Source organism: Prolixibacteraceae bacterium, from assembly GCA_019856515.1.
Classification (GTDB): domain Bacteria; phylum Bacteroidota; class Bacteroidia; order Bacteroidales; family Prolixibacteraceae; genus Halosquirtibacter; species Halosquirtibacter xylanolyticus.
Genome location: CP082230.1, coordinates 349,475 through 367,837 on the forward strand (window position 1 = coordinate 349,475; position 18,363 = coordinate 367,837).

Below are 18,363 nucleotides of genomic sequence, written 5' to 3' on the forward strand. Positions count from 1 at the left end.
TTCTCCAAGAGCGACAATACAAATTTAAGTTTATAAAAAAGTATAGGACTGAATTTACTGTCGAGGATATGTGTGGTATTTTAAAAGTAAGCTGAAGTGGTTTTTGTAGCTGGTTATCACGGGATGATAGCCCAATAACTGTTGCTTTAAAAGAGGATACGATTCGTATACGTAAAATATATACTGAATCAAAGGCTCGCTATGGTAGTCACATGATTGCGACGGAATTAAAAGCCCTAGGTGTCGTTACTTCTAGAAATAGAGTAGCGCGAATAATGAAGATGGAGTCTATCAAAAGCATTGTAAATAAGAGATATAAAGTCCAAACGACAGATTCAAATCATTCCAATTCGATATCCGAGAACCATCTGAATAGAGCTTTTAACCCCATTAGACCATCGGAAGTTTGGGTTTCTGATATTACCTATATACCAACTGATCAAGGATGGCTTTATTTGACTACTGTTATTGATCTTTTTGATCGTAAAGTAATAGGTTGGTCTCTGTCCAGTAATATGACTACAGAATGCACCATTATTAAAGCTTGGCAAATGGCTAACACAAATCGTGAAAGTAGGCCAGGTATGATATTTCACTCTGATAGAGGCGTACAATATACAGCGAAGGAGTTTAGAGAAAAGTTAGTTAAGAATGGAATAATTCAAAGCATGAGCCGTAAAGGTAATTGCTGGGATAATGCGGTAGCTGAAAGTTTCTTTAAAATAACCAGATCCTGGAATGATAGATCATAAATACTATTACTCACATTTTCAGGCAAAAGTGGACATTGTGGAATTTATTGAAGTGTGGTGTAATAGACCAAGAAGACATGCAACACTGGGGTATCTGACGCCTATTGAATTCGGAAAAATAAACTATTTAAACGTAGCTTAATTAAATGTCCTATATTTTGTTACATGTCTATTTGTCATGTACTTAGAATATTTTGATTCTCTAACCCCATATCATCTACTACATATTTGACAGTTTTTCTACTTAAACAAATGTTGACCGACTACCTTATTTTTGTCGTAAAGATAAATGCTTAACAAAAAGCCTGATAAAGATAGTAATTCGACATTGTTACGATTTTGTATTTTTACATAGTTAAGACGAATACATAATTTAGGAACTTATCGTCATACGTGAATTTGTATCAAAGATGTATGGAAGTATTTTATATGCTTTAGCTACTTGTTGAAATTATTATTTTTATTAAATTAACATATGGATCTGTGTATCTTTATTTGTTAGTTACATGTCTTATTATAAGTGTTATGTGTTCTTAATTATGAAGCCTAGTTTTATTAAATATGATCATGTTTATATCGTTTTATGGAATTATTATCGACTTAATATATGATATGGTCGAGTATTTGAAAAAACTGTATATATTTGTGACATAATTTTATTATTACAGCAAGAATATTTAAGAACTATATAATTTTCAAATGAAAAATCGAATGAAGATAAGAATGCGACATTCTTATTTGGTTGTATTTTTTTTGTTCATAGCACCATTAATATGTGCTGCGGGACAAACAGAAAAAAAAGATCAGACTGTTGCTATGTCGTTTGAGGAAGCCATTGCAGTTTTGCGGGAACACAACTACAGTATTAGAGCTACAGAAAAAGAACATGAGAGTGTAAAGTACGAGACGAAGGCAATAAAAGGACTTTATATGCCTAAGCTGTCTGTTACAGGGACCTATACTGTATTGAGTGATGATATTGAAATGCATGTGGATTTAACGGATGCAAAGAAGGTGGGTGCCAAAATGTTAAATGGGATGAAAGACTATATGGGAGCAGTTGTAGGACAGTTACCGCCTTCAATGCAAGCAGCAATAGGAGGAGCGATGTCAAAAGTGCCAGCTCCATCTTTCAAAGGTCTTCCAAATTCATTGAGCTTAAAGATACAAGACCAACAGCTAGGGCTTATTACAGGAAACTTAGTTCAGCCGATCTATATGGGAGGTAAGATTAATGCGGCTAATAGAGCTGCTAAGGCTAAGTATAAAGTGTCGGATTTAGAGTTGATTAATGTGACCAATCAACAGATCACAGAATTGGCAGCACGCTATTATGGATTGCAATTGGCCACAAAGTTAGTTAAAGTCAGAAGAGAGGTCGTGGATGGTTTTAAGAAGCATCTAGAGGATTCGAAACATCTTGAAAAACAGGGAATGATTTCGAAAGCGGAAAGACTTCATGCGAATGTTGCATATATGGATGCTGTTCAAAAGCATAAAGCAGCGGTAAAAGATATGGAGCTAGTTCAGATTGGATTGCAGAATACTCTTGGAATAGGTTATTGGGTAGAGCCAACAACCGAATTGGGAATTATGGGGTCATTGAATGATGTGGCTTATTATCAGGAATACGCTCAAAAGAATAATCCTAAGTTGCTTCAAGTTGATCAAAAACAGATAATGGTTGAACAACTTGTGAAAAAAGAGAGGTCAGAATATTTACCAGAGATAGCACTTATTGGTTCTGGAAATATCTATGAATATCAGGTAACTGATTTGGTTCCAAATTGGTTCGTGGGAATTGGTGTTAAGATCAATATTTTTGATGGTTTTGCTCGTGAAAATAAAATAAAGGCTGCGAAGGCTAAAAGATCTCAGGTTGCTGTATATAAAGATAAAGCTTCACATGACATTAACACAGTGGTGTTAAAAACATATCATGAAATTGAAAAAGCATCTGAATCTGCGACCACTTTAGATAGTACAATGGAGTTTGCAGAAGAATATTATAGGGTAAGAAATAAAGCTTTTAAAGAAGGTTTTGCAACATCGACACAAGTGGTGGATGCCCAAATGAATTTGTCAAAGACAAAAATTGAGAGACTTCAGTCAATGTATCAATATGATATGGCATTTGCAAAATTACTGGAGTGGTGTGGTATGAGTGAGAGTTTTGTTTCCTATACAGTGAATAAAAAATAGTGGAAAATCGAAAATATTATATATAGATGAAAAATAGAAGTTTTGGTATCGGAGTTGTAGTCTTAATCATTCTTTCTGTATTAACTATTGGTGGATCGATAATGTTGAAGCCTAAAAAGGTTATTCTTCAAGGTGAAGTCGAAGCGACAGAAATTAAGGTTGCAACGAAACTTGTTGGAAGAATTGATTCATTAACTGTGCGTGAAGGAGATGAAGTAAAACAAGGAACTTTATTGCTTACGCTTGAAAGTCCTGAGGTGTCTGCAAAGATGGAACAAGCTGAGGCTGCAAAGATGGCTGCTGTTGCTCAAAGTCATAAAGCTCAGAATGGTGCAAGAAAAGAGCAAATACGTGCTGCCCACAACCTATATTTGAAAGCAAAATCTGCTGCAGACTTAATGCAAACAACTTATGTTAGAGTTGATAATTTGTATAAGGAAGGTGTCGTTCCTCAGCAGAAACTTGATGAGGCAAAGACTCGTTATCAGGCAGCTAAGTTGACTGCAGATGCAGCGTTATCTCAGTATGAGATGGCGAAGAAGGGAGCTCGTTATGAAGATAAGCAAGCTGCAAAAGCACTTGTTGCACGAGCTAATGGTGCGGTAAATGAGGTTGCATCTTATATGTCAGAAAAGAAGCTTGTTGCGCCAATGGATGGCGAAATTTCAAGTATTATTGCTAAGCGAGGAGAGTTGATAACTCCTGGATATCCAGTGGTCACAATAACAGACCTTTCTGATGTTTGGTTTACGTTTAATGTGAAAGAGGATTTATTAAGTAAGTTTAAAAAAGGAACTGAAATTGATGTTTTGCTTCCTGCGATGGATATGAAGAAGGTCCGAGTGAAAGTTACTTATATCAAAGCCGAAGGAGCATATGCAACATATAGAGCTACTCAGACTATGGGTGGATTTGATATGAAGACATTTGAGGTGAGAGCAGTACCTGTTGTGAAAGTTGAAGGTTTGCGTCCTGGTATGACAGCATTACTAGATTGGAATAATATTTAACTATGAAGAATAATAATCCAATAAAAAAAGGCTTTTGGGGAATTGTTCTTAGAGAAATTGACATGATTCGCCAAAAGAATTTATTGTTGTGGCTTTCTGTATTTCTACCATTAATCTCTTTCTTTTTCTTTGCGACTCTTTTTTATCAAGGAGTTGCAACGGAATTACCTGTTGTTGTTGTCGATAGAGATGGTTCAACTTTATCTAGGAAAATGATGAAAATGGTTGATCAGACACAAAGCATGCATGTTGCCTATAGAGAGACGACATTACTTGATGCAAAAAAACATTTATATGAGGGTAATGCTTATGGTATTTTATATGTTGATGAGACCTTCTCTAAGGATATTTATCAAGGTGTTGCTCCAAAAGTAGTAGCTTACTATAACAACTCTTTTTTATTACCGGGAGGATTGGTAAATAAAGGTTTTGCGACAGTTGTAAAAACATTTGCTGCGGGTTTATCTATTCAGAGTAAAATGAAAAAGGGAATGTCAGAAGATCAGGCTCTTGTTGCAACAGTACCACTATCTTTAGATACCCATATTTTAGTGAATCCTACAACGAATTACTTTTATTATTTGGTTACTGCTTTGTTACCTGTGATGTTGCAAATTTTTGTAGTGATGTGTTCTGTTTATGCTATAGGTACAGAATTTCGTGATAGAACATCTGTGGCTTGGTTAGAACAAGCAGATGGTAATATGTTTGTGGCATTAATGGGAAAGTTGACACCATATATTGTGGTGTTTACAGTGATTGGTCTTTTTATGAATAGCTTATTGTTTAATTATTTCAAGGTTCCAGTTGCGGGTTCTTTAATGGTATTAAATATCGGGTTATTTGTAATGATTTTGGCAGGTCTATCTATGGGGGTTTTGTTTTTATGTTTAAACCCAAGTTTAAGAATGGCTATGAGTTTTAGCTCCTTCTATGGTGCCGTTGCATTTAGTTTTTCGGGATTGACATTTCCTTTTCATAGTATGCCAATTTTAGCGAGTTATATGTCAAAATTGTGGCCATTTACTTCTTATTTAGATTTGCTAATGGGGCAAGTGTTTCGAGGTTTACCACTTTATAGTACATGTTTGCCAATAGGTCTGATGTTACTTTTTCTATTCATCCCTCTTTTGATGCAAAAACGATTGAAAACAATCTGTTTAAACGAGAAGTTTTGGGGGAGATTATAAATCAAAATGATCATGAAAGCACAGAGAGAAACATTGTATAGTGTATTTAAGGAACAATTGACACAAATATTTTCAGATGTTGGTGTTCTGTTTATCATTATCGGTGCAAGTGTTGTTTATCCTATTCTTTATGGATGGGTGTACAAAAAAGAGGTTGTTAATGATGTTCCGATAGCTATTGTCGATCAGGATGGAAGTTCGTTGAGTAGACAGTTGTGCCGTTATTTTGATGCGACCCAACAAATATCTAATGAACGAGTGTGTGTGGATTTTGCTCAAGCTAAGTCGTTCTTGATGGATGGTGAAGTTAAAGGTATAATCGTTATACCTAAAGGGGTTGAACGTAAGATCCTTCGAAGTGAACATGTTGATATCTCGGTTTTTGCAGATGCTAGTTTTTTTATGTACTACAAGCAGGTGTTAACTGGGGCAAATTACGTGGTGGGAACTATGAATGCTGGTATTCGAATAAAGAAACAGTTGCTAAAAGGAAAGATGATGAATGATGCTGTAGATAAAGCATTAAATATTAAATTGGATTCTCGTCCACTTTTTAATCCATCAGGAGGCTATGCTAGTTATTTGATGCCAGGAGTTCTCATATTAATTCTACATCAAACGCTTCTAATGGGTATGGGGCTATTTGCGGGGACTGCATATGCTGAGAAAACAAGTTGGTTTTTAAAAGAGGGGCTAGATGTTAAGTCAATATTGATACAGTTGATTGGAAGAGGTTCAGCATTTTTTGTTTTGTATATTCCTATTGCTATTCATTTGTTGATAAATAGTTTCTGGTTCTTAGGATACCCAGCTTGGGCAAGTGTAACTGACTTATTATTGTTCGCGTTTCCATTCTTAGTGGCAACAATAAGCTTAGCTCTTTTGTTAAGTACTTTCTTCAAAGAAAGAACGAGTTCTATGATATTTTTGCTTTTTACATCTATACCTTTGCTTTTTTTGTCAGGTATATCGTGGCCATATCAAAATATGCCTGGATTTTGGAAGTCAATAGGCTCATTTATCCCAAGTACACAGGCTATAATCGGGATTTATAAGATGCAATTGATGCATTCTGGTCTTGAGGTATGTCAAGACCAATGGTTTAAATTATGGGAATTAGCAGTACTGTTTTTCTGTATTACACTCTTAAGAGTGATTCAACTTAGGAGGAAGTTTAATTTATAATCCTGTCTTAAATACAAGTCTATTAGTACCAAAATGATTGCTGATTATTATTAGTAATTTAAAGTCTTAAGAACAAGGTTGTAGTTCAATTGTTTTATTGATCTACAACCTTTTTCGGATCAGGTAATATATTAGGGGTTGTGTTGTTCTTGGTTGTAATATTATTTCTCGTTTTATCCTATAGGACAAAAAAGAAGTGATCTTGCCATAGCCATGGGAGTCAAGTTGATAATATTCTGAAAGTTGTCAGATAGATACCAGTAGGTGCATAACAAGGTTACTTTAGATCTGACTGGTGTAACGGAAAAGGTTGTAAGCAAGTGTTTTCCTCAAGCGAGCAAAGTTATGGGTCATTTTCATGTCCAAAAACTTGCTTATGATGCATTACAATAGGTGAGGATTAAACATCGCTGGACAGCGGTTGACAATGAAAATAAAGCACTCCAATTTTCCAACGAGAAAGGGGGAAATATCCTTCAAAACTCCTAACCAATGGAGATACACCAAAACCACTTCCTGCAAGAAGTGGTTACCTTTTATTTCAATCAAGGGATCAATGGAAAGAGAAGCAGAAGCAAAGAGCTTCTATCCTGTTTGAATTATATCCTGATCTAGAGAAGACATATAACTTAACCCATAAATTGAGTATGACCTTCTCTCATACAGAAGACACGAAAGTTGCCTACACGAAACTAGCAAGATGGTTTAATGATTGTTTTGATAATTTTAGTAAAATATCAAACATCATTTTCAGCCACTATTCAGATATATTAAACTTCTTTGAGAATAAAAGTACAATTGCTTTGCAAGAGAATCATTTAATGTCAAAGTAAAGGCTTTTAGAGCTACACGAAGAGTGAGCTGATATACAATTCGTCCTCTTGTCGTTAAACTAAGATATATGCATAGCCCCCTAATATAATACTTGATATAAGGATTGTTAAATAAGTGTAGTATATATTTCTGATTTTAAAAAGAAAGCCTGAAGCTGTTTAATATAAATATTAGTAATCTAAGATGAATACCATTGGTGTTATTGTAATGTGTTAAAATAAACACAGGTAATATTCATTCTTTGATTATTGGAGTTGAACTAATCAATTTAATAATTAGTCCAATTTTTTGTTGTGTATAGATGAGATATTATTGATAATCTCTTTCTGTCTTTGATGTTAAAATAATATCAAAAGCAATTGATATATGTACTTATGTCTCATAAATAGAACTTATTATGTCGTATAACGTAATTTCTATTTATTGTTTAAATCGTGATATTTAGATCAGTTCTTCATGAGATTTATTTGAAGCTTGTGTATTATTTGCTCTTATATTGCTTTCAGGGAGTATCTTGTTTTCTGAAATCCCTGTTTTTCTAAAGAAGCGAGGAATAAAAACTTTTTGATAAGGATCATTTTTACAAATAAGCTCTTGTCTTGCAATGATAATTGAAGGGATTGTTGATATGCTACCAAAAGCAATTAATATATATGCAAATAAAAGGTCATTACCGACTGATTGAAGTAAAATGACAGACACTACAAATACAAAGTTAAATCCAATAATAATCATTGTAGAATAATGATGTGACAAACCTAATGCAAGCATTCTATGATGGATATGGTTTTTATCTGGACTCATTGGAGATTTTTTCTGTAAAATACGAATTGTAAATACTCTTAAAACATCATATAGCGGATAGATAAGTAAACCAAATGATACAGCAGGAGCAGAATCTATTGGGAAATTTAGGGTGTTTGGGTGTAGATTTAATTCGTTGAAATTGACGACAAAAATATACATTAATGTTCCAATTAACATCGAACCTGTATCTCCCATAAATATCTTGTTTTTACCTCCTTTAAAGTTGTAGTAGAAAAAACCGGCTAATCCACTTGATAAGCAAAAGCAGTAGATTGAAAATTCTGGATTATTGTTAATAGAAAACCAAATCCCAAAAAATGTAGAGATGAGAATAGATAGTCCTGATGCTAATCCATCAATTCCATCAATAAGATTGAATGCATTAATAATAACGATGCAAGCAAAGACAGAGATGATGTAACTTATGAAATATGGAATCGACTCAATTCCAAAACAACCATGTAGTGATGTGAATCTAAAGTCTCCTGCAACTACCAGTAATGAAGCGACAAACAATTGAATGACCAATTTCTTTTTTGGTGATAGAACGAGAATATCATCCTTTAATCCCAAAAAAAGCATAATTGTTAAGCATCCCATTATTAAAGATAGATTTGGGAGAATTAGCCATGAATGTACCATTGTCAAACTTGTGATAAAGCCAAGATACACTGCTAATCCACCTAAAGTCGGAACTATTATTTTGGTAGCAGAACGTCCATTGGGTTCATCAAATAACTTTTTTTCTTTAGATACATGTACTAGTGTAGGAACACAAGCCATTGTGACAAATAAAGATGTTACTATGGCAATAATATTAATTAACACAACACTCATAGATATAGATTATATTAAACTTCATACTTTCATAATATACTACCATAAAAATACGATTTCGGCGGTAAAAGTATAAAAATTATGCTAATATTGAAGAGACTATTACCATTAGATTCATAAAAAGACTAGATTTAGTAACATTTAGACCTTAGTTGAATCAATAAATCAATTGGGTTTTATATATCTTTATAAAGATAAATTATCAATAGTTTGTATTCAATGAAATAGTCGATGGTGTTTAAAGAGGATTTGTCAATATATTTACAAGTATGTGAATTAATTGAAGTGAAAATATTAAAGGGAGAGTGGTTAGAGGAAGATAAAATTCCTTCGATAAGAAGTTTATCACTTGAGTTAGAGCTGAATCCCAATACAATTAAAAAAGCAATTAATGAATTAATATTACGCAAAATCATATACAAGAGTAACAATGGTGGGTTCAGTGTTTCTTATGATGCATTAAAAATCATCACAGAAAAGATTAAGTATGACTTCTTTACATCGAAGCTTCCTGATATCTTTGAATGTTTATATTTATGTGAGATTCCTTTTGATGAAGTTGAAAAGAGATATCAGATATTTAAAATGAAAAAAGAGAATCAACGAATGATTATATGAGTTCTAAAGGTCTAAATTCAGAGATGTTATTCTGGTTATTTGAAAATTGCTTTTTATAGGTGATCAAAATGGCAGAGGCGATCAATTTATGATAGCCTCTTTTTTTTAGTATGTCGGGCATATTAATAAGCTCGTATAGAACAAGCCTCTATATGTGCCGAGTTGATAGGTAACATTAGCTATTGGCAAAGGTGTTGGAGGTGACTCCAAATCTGAAGGAAGCCATTCGCAAACTTGAGGTATTGACCTACAGAAACCTGATATAAGGCTGATTTGTATCGGGAACGCCCAAAAATCAACCGTAACTCCATACAGTAAATCAAGTGATACGCAAGGAAAGTTTATTATCTTATCCCGAGAGATCTCTCCATCTGTTACAACCTCGACAAACTGATTGTAGGTATTTATAAGAGTGAGAAGTCCGTAGAACGTTTATTTTTTGGAGCATCAGCAAGAGATAGCGTACCAATTAGATCTGTTAATAGAACAGCGGTTGGATTCTATACACCAATGTGGAAGTCATGAACACGTAGTGGGAGCGAATTCATCATTGGTGAAGCAAGTAAAAAGAGCGAATCAAAGAATTAGAATCCAAAGGTCATTGTTTTGTAAGGTATACCTACGATTTCAGCATTTTTATTCGCAGCCAGCGAGAGTGTAAAGGAATCGATAAGCCACTTTCTCACTGCTCAACTTAAACTAAAAGTCAATGAAGGAAAGAGTGTCTGTTGCGAGAGTTATAGAACGCAACTATTAGGGTACACTATCCTTAACAATGGCATGCTTACCATTGGAGAATCTCGAATCGCAGGTGAGAATGGTTACCCAACGTAAACGAGGTTGCAGTTTGAATCAAGTTGTTGAAGAACTTAATCCTATTTTACACGGATGGTTTCATTACTTTAGAAGGGCGAATTGCAAACGTCTCTTGCGAGAACTTGACGCATGGATTCGAAGAAAGTTAAGGTGTTATCGTTTGAAGCAATGAAAGAAAACGATCGCAGTAAAACGTTTTCTGAAGCATCTAGGGGTTCCCTCATGGCAGAGTTGGATTCTAGTACTATCGAGAAGGAGTTGGTGGCGCAAGTCAAGTTATCCTTAAGCTCATCAAGCAATGAATTTGCAATGGTTCGACGAATTGGGGATATACAATATGTCGATAACTACGAAACGTTTAAAGTTAATTGAAACTGCAGTATACGAGTGTACGTACGGTGGTGTGAGAGGTAGGTGGAGTAATCCCCCCTACCTACTCGATTGATGTAATTAGTGATTATTGTGCCATATTTAATGACAAATAAATCATGTTATTTATATCCACCTAATGATTTAAAGAGATTAATTTTTCCTTGTAGCGCTTCAAACCATTCTGAGCTATTCTCAATTTTTGCTCTTAAGTATGAGTCTTGAGCTGTCAGAACTTCGAGGTATGTATTTTTACCTCCTATCATTAATAATTCAGTTTCAGACACCGCTTTTTTTAGAGCTTTTATTTGTTCATCTCTGATTTTTAGTTTTCGAACTGCTGTGTCATAGATGATAAGTGCATCATTAACTTCATTTCCTGCCTTTAATAATGTTTGCTGATAGTTCAATCGTGCTTGATCATAAGATGCTTTTGCAACTTTAAGGTTCGCTCGGTTGCGTCCTTGCATAAATATTGGCTGTGCAATAGATCCAACCGTGCTGATTAGAAGATCAGCAGGATTACTCGTAATAGAACCATTCCATGACCAACCGATGCTACCTTTTAAAGTTATAGATGGGTAGAAAGCTCCTCTTGCTATATTGGTATCGTAATACAGTTTTGCAAGTTCTAATTCATTAAAGCGAACATCAGGCCTATTGGAAAGGTTCAGAAAACAGATTCCATTCTCGATGTTTTTAAGTTCTATTTGACCTTTTTCTGTACTTCTTTCAATTATCCCTGGTGTACGAAAAAGTAGGATAGATAATGCATGTTCTGTTTGTAATATTTGTTTTTCAAGGTCTTTAATCGATATTTCTATTCGATGAAAGTTTGATATCGCTTGTTGAACTGCTGCATCTGTTTGTAAACCCGCTTGTTTTAAACTTTTCATTACCCGGATATTGCTCTTTAAATTTATTGCAGAAGCTCTTGATGACTCTAATTGCATATCAAACATCTTAATCGTGAAATAATTATTAGCAATCATTGCAATTAAGTCTGTCTTGACTTTTTGTACGTATATCTCGGTTTGTTCTAATGATGCTTTTGCTTTAAGCTTGTTATTTCTGACCTTTCCTGTAACTCCGACTTCCCAACTTGCAGTTAAAGGAAGTTGGTAAGATTGACTTGCTTTGTTTCCTCCAATACTTGAAATGGTTGCATTCGGTGAAAGTATGAATGAGGGTAATACCGAAAGCTTAGCATTTGTTAATAGAGCTTTATTCTTTTCAATATTCAATTCTGCAACTTTAAGGTCTACATTATTAGACAATCCTTCTTCGATTAGTTTAATAAGTTCTTGATCTTCAAAAAAATCATCCCATGAAGGCATTATGAAGCCTTTATTTATAGAGACAATATCTTGATTTAACCACTGCTCTTTATCAAGATGTGGTGTTTGATATTTTGTGTATAACCCACAGCTGCTGAATAAAATAACAGCTGTGATAATTAGTGTGAATTTTTGCATTAATATTTTGTATTAAGATTCAACATCCTCTAGTTTGTCAATCGAATTGCTTGGTCTTAATGCCTTGAAATATTCTTCGATTTTTTTGAATAGGATAAAGAAAACAGGAACCATAAATAGAAGTCCTATAATTCCAATTGACATTCCTCCAACAATACCTAACCCTAAAGATTTATTTCCATTTGAACCTACACCTGTTGCAAGTGCGAGAGGTATCATTCCAATAACCATGGTCATAGAGGTCATAAGAATTGGACGAAGACGTTCTTTCGCTGCTTCATATGCAGCTTCTGATATGGATTTTCCCTCATTGTCTCTTTTCGAACTTGCAAGTTCTGTAATTAAGATGGCCGTTTTAATAAGTAGTCCCATCAGCATTATTAATCCTGTTTGTAGGTAGATATTATTGTCGACATGGAATATCTTATTAACCCGACGGTATTATATCGATAATATTTACTATCTTTATTCCATGGAAAAAATAGACTATCGAACGCTACCTGAATCGGAACGCCTCATTCAAAGAAAGAATGCGATTCGTTTAATAAAAATGGGTAAAAAGAAGCAAGATGTAGCAAAACTTCTTGGAGTTCGAGCCACTACAATATCTTCTTGGGTAAAGAAAAACAAAGCTAATGGTCTTTCAGGATTACAATCAAAGAAGAAAGGTGTAAAATCAGAAGATTTAAAGTTGCTTACCCTAGAACAAGAAAAACTAATACAGAGTCTAATTCTTGATAAGATGCCCGACCAGTTAAAGCTAAACTTTGCTTTATGGACAAGAAAGGCTGTACAGGAACTTATTCTAGATCAATTTGGTATAGTTATAGCAATAACTACTACTGGCGACTATCTACGTCGTTGGGGATTTACCCCACAAAAGCCAAAAAAGAGAGCTTATGAGCAAAACTCTGTAGCTGTTCAAAAGTGGCTAGATGAAGACTATCCCTCTATCGCAAGAAAAGCAAAAGCTGAAAATGCCGAAATACATTGGGGAGATGAAACGGGGGTCAAAAACAACTGCAACCATGGACGTAGTTATTCCCTAAAAGGGAGAACTCCTGTAAAAAAGAGTATGTCTAAAAAATTCTCTATTAACCTGATTTCTACAGTAACAAATCAAGGTAAAGTTCAATTTATGATCTACTCTGGTTCGATGAATTCAGACCGATTAATTGAATTTATGACACAACTTATAAAGACTTCTAAAAAGAAAATATTTTTGATATTAGACAATCTTAAAGTACACCATAGTAAGATCGTAAAAGAATGGGTATCTGACAATAAGAATAAAATAGAACTCTTTTTCTTACCATCATACTCTCCTGATAGAAATCCAGATGAATTTCTGAATTGCGATTTGAAACAAGGTTTATCTATGAAGCCCTCACCTAGAACACAAGAGAAGTTAACCCAAAATGTCAAAGATCATATGACTATGCTTAAAGAATCACCTTATAGAGTGAAAAAATACTTTAAAGCTGATAGCATTAAATACGCAGCTTAAAATAACGTTAAATTACCGTCGGGTTAATAGCAAAGATAAAACTGCCGAGTATGCCAAATGGAACAGAAAACATTACAGCTAATGGAATAAAAAAACTTTCGTATAGTCCCGCAAGGATTAAATAAACAAACAATGCAGATATTCCGAATACTATCCATATAGCATTTGATTGATTACTCTCCTCTCTAGTCATTCCGCCAAACTCATATCCGTATCCTTTAGGTAGTTTCTCATCAGCAAGCTCCTTTATTTTTGCAATAGCATCACCGGAACTGTATCCTTCTGCCGTCATGGCATTCACCGAAATAGAGGGGAATAAGTTGAAATGAGATAGCATCGTAGGTCCATATATTTTCTTTAACGAAATGAATTGACTGATAGGAGCCATCTCTCCTTTTATTGAAATGAAAATGTTTTCTAAAGACTTAGAGTTTAATCGGTATTTGTTTTCTGCTTGTACCATAACTCTGTACACTTTTGAATATCGATTAATATTTGAAGCATAAATTCCTCCATAATATCCACTCAGAACAGATAAGACATCTCTAGGTTGTATCCCTTTTTGTTGACAAAGGGCTACATCTACATCTACAAGATATTGTGCCGAGTTAATCTTATATCCTGAGAATGCTTCACCAATTTCTTTATGTTGATTTAAAGCTGCTACAAAATCTTGAGTTACACTATATAGTGAGTTTATATCTGCGCCACTTTTATTTTGAATATGTAATTCTATACTATTGTTCATTCCATAACCTGGAACAACAGGGTCTCCGAAACAAACTATAGATGCATCTGTAATATCAGATGTCATTCCGTATATTTTATTTATTACACTGTTGATGTCAGAGCTATCTCCACTTCTTTGATCCCAATGTTTTAGTTTGACAGGAATAAAAGCATTATTCGAACCTGTTCCTCCAGCAAAACTAAAGCCTATAACCCGTGTATAATTTTCAACCTCTGGGATTGTTTTAAGTCGATCAATAACCCTCTCAGTAATTTCTTTTGTTTGGTGAATTGTATTGCCTTCTGCTGTTGACATATTGACATATACAACGCCCATGTCTTCATTTGGGACAAAACCAGTATTGGTGTTTTTGATAAGTACAACTGTTCCAACAATTGTTAATGCAAAGATACTCCAACCGAGCCATTGTCTCTTAATCAACTTCGATATTGCATTTTGATATCTACCATAGATTGCATTAAAGGTCGCATTGTAAGCTTTTTTTATTGCAATATTGGCTTTGTAAGTCGTATTGGGATTGTAGGGACGTAATATAAGAGCACTTAATGCTGGACTTAAAGTCAATGAATTTATTAATGATATTCCAACAGCAACAGCCATCGTTATCCCGAATTGTTTATAAAAGACCCCATTGGTTCCTAAAACAAATGAAATTGGAATAAAAACTGCCATAAAGATTAGTGTACTAACACTAAGAACTGTTGTAAGACCTTTCATGGACTTAATTGTCGCTAGATAAGAGTTGCTCTCTCCTTTTTGGAAGTTTGCCATAACTGCTTCTACTACCACGATAGCATCATCTACTACCGTACCAATGGCCAGAACTAATGCAAAAAGTGTAAGTAAGTTTAGAGTAAACCCAAGCATATATATAATGGCGAATGTTCCAATAATTGATACAAAAATAGAAAGTGTCGGAATTAATGTAGCTCTTATGTCTTGAAGAAAAAAGTACACAACAAGTATTACAAGGATAATTGCTTCAATTAAGGTTTTCAAAACTTTCTTAATCGAACTTTGAAGGAAATCATTTGAATTTGTGAATGTTGTGATTTCTACATCCTTTGGAAGTGTCTTTCTTAATTCACCAATAAGTTGATCAATTTGGTTATTAACCTCTAGTGCATTTGATCCTGCTGCTTGATAGATAGCACCATAGACTCCGTAACCATCTCCGTCGAAGTTGTAGTCTGATTTGCCAAGTTCGATTTGGGCAACATCTTTAAGGTGAAGTTGTTCTCCTGTTTCACTTGTTTGTATAATAATATTCTCAAATTTATCAATGGAATTAAGTCGACCTTTATATCTAACAGTATACTGAAACGTATTGGTAGATTGGCCTCCAAAATCACCAAGTGCAATCTCTATATTTTGATTGTCAAGCGCATTTTGTATGTCAGATGGTTGGAGCCTATATTGAGACATTTTAAGTGGATCTAGCCAAATTCTCAATGCATAATCAGGACTGTATGACTGAACTTTTCCAACCCCTTTAATACGTAATATCTGAGGTTTTAAATTGATCGAGAAGTAGTTGCCTAAGAATGATCCATCATAAGTACCATTGGGACTAGATAATGTGATTGAACGTAAAATACTATTTTGTTGCTTTTGAGTTGTCACCCCAATCTTTGTAACTTCTGCTGGAAGTAATCCTGTAACTGTTGCTACTCTATTTTGAACATTGACAGTAGCCATGTCTGGATCTGTTCCTTGTTTAAAGTATACTGTGACAAAAACGGTTCCATTATTAGATGATTCGGATGTCATGTATATCATGTTCTCTACACCATTGATGGCATTCTCCAATTGGGTAGCAACAGTCTTCTCTAATACGGAAGCACTAGCTCCTGGATATGAGGTTTCAACGAATACTGTTGGAGGGGCGATGTCTGGAAATTGTTCAACAGACATACTTTTCAGTCCAATGATACCCGCAAGTAAAATAAGTAGTGATATTACGACAGATAATATCGGACGGTTTATAAATGTATTTGTTTTCATTCTTTACAATGTTTGAACAGGAGTGTCTTCTCTTACGAGACTTGCTCCTTTAGCAATGATTTTCTCTCCGACTTTTAATCCTTTAGTAACAATGTACTTTCTACCATCATTGATGGATGAAACTTCAACTATGGTTGATTTTGTTACTCCATCGATTACACGGTATACATATGTCTTATTTTGGATTTCATAAGTGGCACTTTGAGGTATTATAATCATGTTTTCAAAATGGTGATTCATTAATACCCTACCATTACTTCCACTCAATAATACTCTTTGTGAATTTGGGAAGCTAGCTCTTACTGAAACGGCCCCCGTTCTTTTATCTACGATACCACTAATCGTTTTGATTATTCCTTTCTCATTATACAATTTACCATTGGATAGTCGCAGAGAAACTTTGGGCAGAGAATTAATCGTTTGTTCAAGGTCTCCATATTTTGATATTAAACCTACAACCTCAGACTGGGGTAATGAAAAATATGCAAACATCTCATTTGTACTTGCAACTTCTGTGATTGCTTGTGTCATCGTAGGACTAACCAAATTCCCTTCACGAACAGTAATCTTACCAACAACACCATCACATGGACTTCTTAACTCCGTAAAAGAACGGTTTGTTTTCACTCGATCCATTTCGGCTTTCGAGGATGTAAGTTGTGCTTTTGCACTTGATAGTGTTGCTTTACTTAATTTAAACTCTACTTCTGATATGATCTTTTGATCATAAAGAGTTTTTTTACTCTCGTAGGTTATTTGTGCTGTTTCAACATTAGCCTTTGCAACTTCTACATTGGCTCTGGATGTTTTATAAGCTGCCATGAATGGTGCTTGTTGAATTATAAAGAGAATTTGACCTTTCTTTACAAAACTTCCTTCATCTATAAATATTTTTTGTAGATATCCTGAAATTTGTGGAAAGATCTTAATCTCTTGTTTCCCTCTAATAGAAGTCGTATAACTACTTTCAATATCTTTTGATTGATTCTTTAGTGTAATTACTTCATAGGGCACTGGGCCTTGTTGCATTTGTTGAGATCGTTTCGAATCACAACTTGCTAGTACCATAAGACTAATTACAATTACAAAAAAATAACGATTCATATTCTTATTCGATGGTTTAAAATTAACACTAAGTGTAATGTATTCGATAAATATATTGTGATATCAAATACGTAAATCAAATAAGTTACTGAAGCGTCATAAATATACCCCCGAACTTCGGAATGTTATGTCGAAATTATTGGTCTAGCCAGTCTTTGAATACCCTAGATTTATCTTTACTAATAATAATTTCAGTTTTTTCAATGTCGGTTAATATTATTTTTAGTTTTCCATTATAGTAATTAGCTATATGCTTAATACTGTCGATATGAATAATGTATTGCCGATTAGCCCTAAAAAAATACTGTGGGTTGAGCTGTTCTTCAAGCTCTTCGATTGAATAAGTTATGATATAATTTTTTTGATCTTTTAAGCATAAATTCGTAATCTTGTTTTCAATATGGATGTGATGTATATCTCTAGTATTGATTGTCCTAAAACCATCTTTGTAGGGGAGTAGAAACCTGTTTCTGTAGTTCTTTTGAGTCTGATTAAAATGGTGTAATAATGCTTGAATTTCACTTGATGCAGATTGTCTTTCTTTCTGTTTTACTTTATTAACGGCATTGGCTAGATCATCCTTTTTAATTGGCTTTAATAGATAATCAACACTATTGAAATTAAATGCTTGTATGGCATATTCGTCGAATGCTGTTGTGAATATAATCGGGATATCCGTTTTAACAATATTAAATATTTCGAAGCTTAAACCATCAGATAAGCATATGTCTGCTATTATAAGATCAATTGCTACATTTGTATTTAGGAATTCGATAGATTCTTCAACACTTGGGGTTACACCTACGATGGTATTGTTATGATTGATTTCTTTTAGAAGACGGATGATTCTGTTTTGGTTGTGTTTTTCATACTCTATCACAAGTATGTTCATAGTTCTAGTT

The 18,363-nt window shown here is 34.2% G+C and carries 18 protein-coding genes; 12 read left to right on the top strand and 6 right to left on the bottom strand.

The window, feature by feature from the left end; all coding sequences use genetic code 11:
- Positions 1 to 134 precede the first annotated feature (134 nt).
- From K5X82_01180 to K5X82_01215, 8 genes are all read left to right on the top strand, one after another.
- Positions 135 to 752 carry an IS3 family transposase gene (locus tag K5X82_01180; protein ID QZT39068.1) on the top strand — a complete coding sequence of 206 codons (618 nt, stop codon included), beginning with the start codon at positions 135 to 137 and terminating at the stop codon, positions 750 to 752.
- A complete protein-coding gene (locus K5X82_01185) occupies positions 739 to 894 on the top strand; it encodes a hypothetical protein (GenBank protein ID QZT37519.1) in 156 nt (51 codons plus the stop codon). Before K5X82_01180 ends, K5X82_01185 begins: the two co-directional genes overlap by 14 nt.
- 569 nt (positions 895 to 1,463) lie before the next feature.
- Positions 1,464 to 2,954, top strand: a complete 1,491-nt coding sequence (locus K5X82_01190) for a TolC family protein (GenBank protein ID QZT37520.1) — start codon at positions 1,464 to 1,466, stop codon at positions 2,952 to 2,954.
- Between the two features lie 26 nt (positions 2,955 to 2,980).
- Positions 2,981 to 3,964, top strand: a complete 984-nt coding sequence (locus K5X82_01195; protein QZT37521.1) for an efflux RND transporter periplasmic adaptor subunit — start codon at positions 2,981 to 2,983, stop codon at positions 3,962 to 3,964.
- Between the two features lie 2 nt (positions 3,965 to 3,966).
- Positions 3,967 to 5,154: an ABC transporter permease gene (locus K5X82_01200; GenBank protein QZT37522.1), complete on the top strand. Its 1,188-nt coding sequence runs from the start codon at positions 3,967 to 3,969 to the stop codon at positions 5,152 to 5,154.
- 12 nt (positions 5,155 to 5,166) lie between these two features.
- Complete coding sequence (locus K5X82_01205; protein QZT37523.1) at positions 5,167 to 6,339, top strand: ABC transporter permease; 1,173 nt, start codon at positions 5,167 to 5,169, stop codon at positions 6,337 to 6,339.
- Between the two features lie 264 nt (positions 6,340 to 6,603).
- On the top strand, positions 6,604 to 6,732 hold the full coding sequence (locus K5X82_01210) for a transposase (protein QZT37524.1): 129 nt from the start codon (positions 6,604 to 6,606) through the stop codon (positions 6,730 to 6,732).
- A 53-nt stretch (positions 6,733 to 6,785) separates the two neighbouring features.
- Positions 6,786 to 7,172, top strand: a complete 387-nt coding sequence (locus K5X82_01215; GenBank protein ID QZT39069.1) for a transposase — start codon at positions 6,786 to 6,788, stop codon at positions 7,170 to 7,172.
- A 442-nt stretch (positions 7,173 to 7,614) separates the two neighbouring features.
- Here K5X82_01215 and K5X82_01220 read toward each other — a convergent pair whose 3' ends face one another.
- Positions 7,615 to 8,817 carry an undecaprenyl/decaprenyl-phosphate alpha-N-acetylglucosaminyl 1-phosphate transferase gene (locus K5X82_01220; protein QZT37525.1) on the bottom strand — a complete coding sequence of 401 codons (1,203 nt, stop codon included), beginning with the start codon at positions 8,815 to 8,817 and terminating at the stop codon, positions 7,615 to 7,617.
- A 285-nt stretch (positions 8,818 to 9,102) separates the two neighbouring features.
- Here K5X82_01220 and K5X82_01225 point away from each other — a divergent pair, with 285 nt between their 5' ends.
- The 3 genes from K5X82_01225 to K5X82_01235 all read left to right on the top strand — a co-directional run bounded on the left by K5X82_01225 (position 9,103) and on the right by K5X82_01235 (position 10,623).
- Entirely contained in the window at positions 9,103 to 9,435 is a 333-nt protein-coding gene (locus tag K5X82_01225; GenBank protein ID QZT37526.1) for a GntR family transcriptional regulator, read from the top strand.
- Between the two features lie 775 nt (positions 9,436 to 10,210).
- On the top strand, positions 10,211 to 10,423 hold the full coding sequence (locus K5X82_01230) for a hypothetical protein (protein ID QZT37527.1): 213 nt from the start codon (positions 10,211 to 10,213) through the stop codon (positions 10,421 to 10,423).
- Complete coding sequence (locus K5X82_01235; protein QZT37528.1) at positions 10,381 to 10,623, top strand: hypothetical protein; 243 nt, start codon at positions 10,381 to 10,383, stop codon at positions 10,621 to 10,623. Before K5X82_01230 ends, K5X82_01235 begins: the two co-directional genes overlap by 43 nt.
- A 119-nt stretch (positions 10,624 to 10,742) precedes the next feature.
- On the opposite strand, the gene K5X82_01240 is transcribed toward K5X82_01235, so the two are convergent.
- Positions 10,743 to 12,095 (bottom strand): efflux transporter outer membrane subunit, encoded by a 1,353-nt coding sequence (locus K5X82_01240; protein ID QZT37529.1) that lies wholly within the window; start codon positions 12,093 to 12,095, stop codon positions 10,743 to 10,745.
- Between the two features lie 12 nt (positions 12,096 to 12,107).
- Positions 12,108 to 12,473, bottom strand: a complete 366-nt coding sequence (locus K5X82_01245) for an efflux RND transporter permease subunit (GenBank protein QZT39070.1) — start codon at positions 12,471 to 12,473, stop codon at positions 12,108 to 12,110.
- A gap of 94 nt (positions 12,474 to 12,567) precedes the next feature.
- Here K5X82_01245 and K5X82_01250 point away from each other — a divergent pair, with 94 nt between their 5' ends.
- Entirely contained in the window at positions 12,568 to 13,602 is a 1,035-nt protein-coding gene (locus K5X82_01250; GenBank protein ID QZT37530.1) for an IS630 family transposase, read from the top strand.
- A gap of 7 nt (positions 13,603 to 13,609) precedes the next feature.
- Here the strand turns inward: K5X82_01250 and K5X82_01255 are convergent, their stop codons facing one another.
- The 3 genes from K5X82_01255 to K5X82_01265 all read right to left on the bottom strand — a co-directional run bounded on the left by K5X82_01255 (position 13,610) and on the right by K5X82_01265 (position 18,353).
- A complete protein-coding gene (locus tag K5X82_01255; GenBank protein QZT37531.1) occupies positions 13,610 to 16,357 on the bottom strand; it encodes an efflux RND transporter permease subunit in 2,748 nt (915 codons plus the stop codon).
- 3 nt (positions 16,358 to 16,360) lie between these two features.
- On the bottom strand, positions 16,361 to 17,461 hold the full coding sequence (locus K5X82_01260) for an efflux RND transporter periplasmic adaptor subunit (protein QZT37532.1): 1,101 nt from the start codon (positions 17,459 to 17,461) through the stop codon (positions 16,361 to 16,363).
- A 136-nt stretch (positions 17,462 to 17,597) separates the two neighbouring features.
- Positions 17,598 to 18,353 (bottom strand): LytTR family DNA-binding domain-containing protein, encoded by a 756-nt coding sequence (locus tag K5X82_01265; protein ID QZT37533.1) that lies wholly within the window; start codon positions 18,351 to 18,353, stop codon positions 17,598 to 17,600.
- Between the last annotated feature and the right edge of the window lie 10 nt (positions 18,354 to 18,363).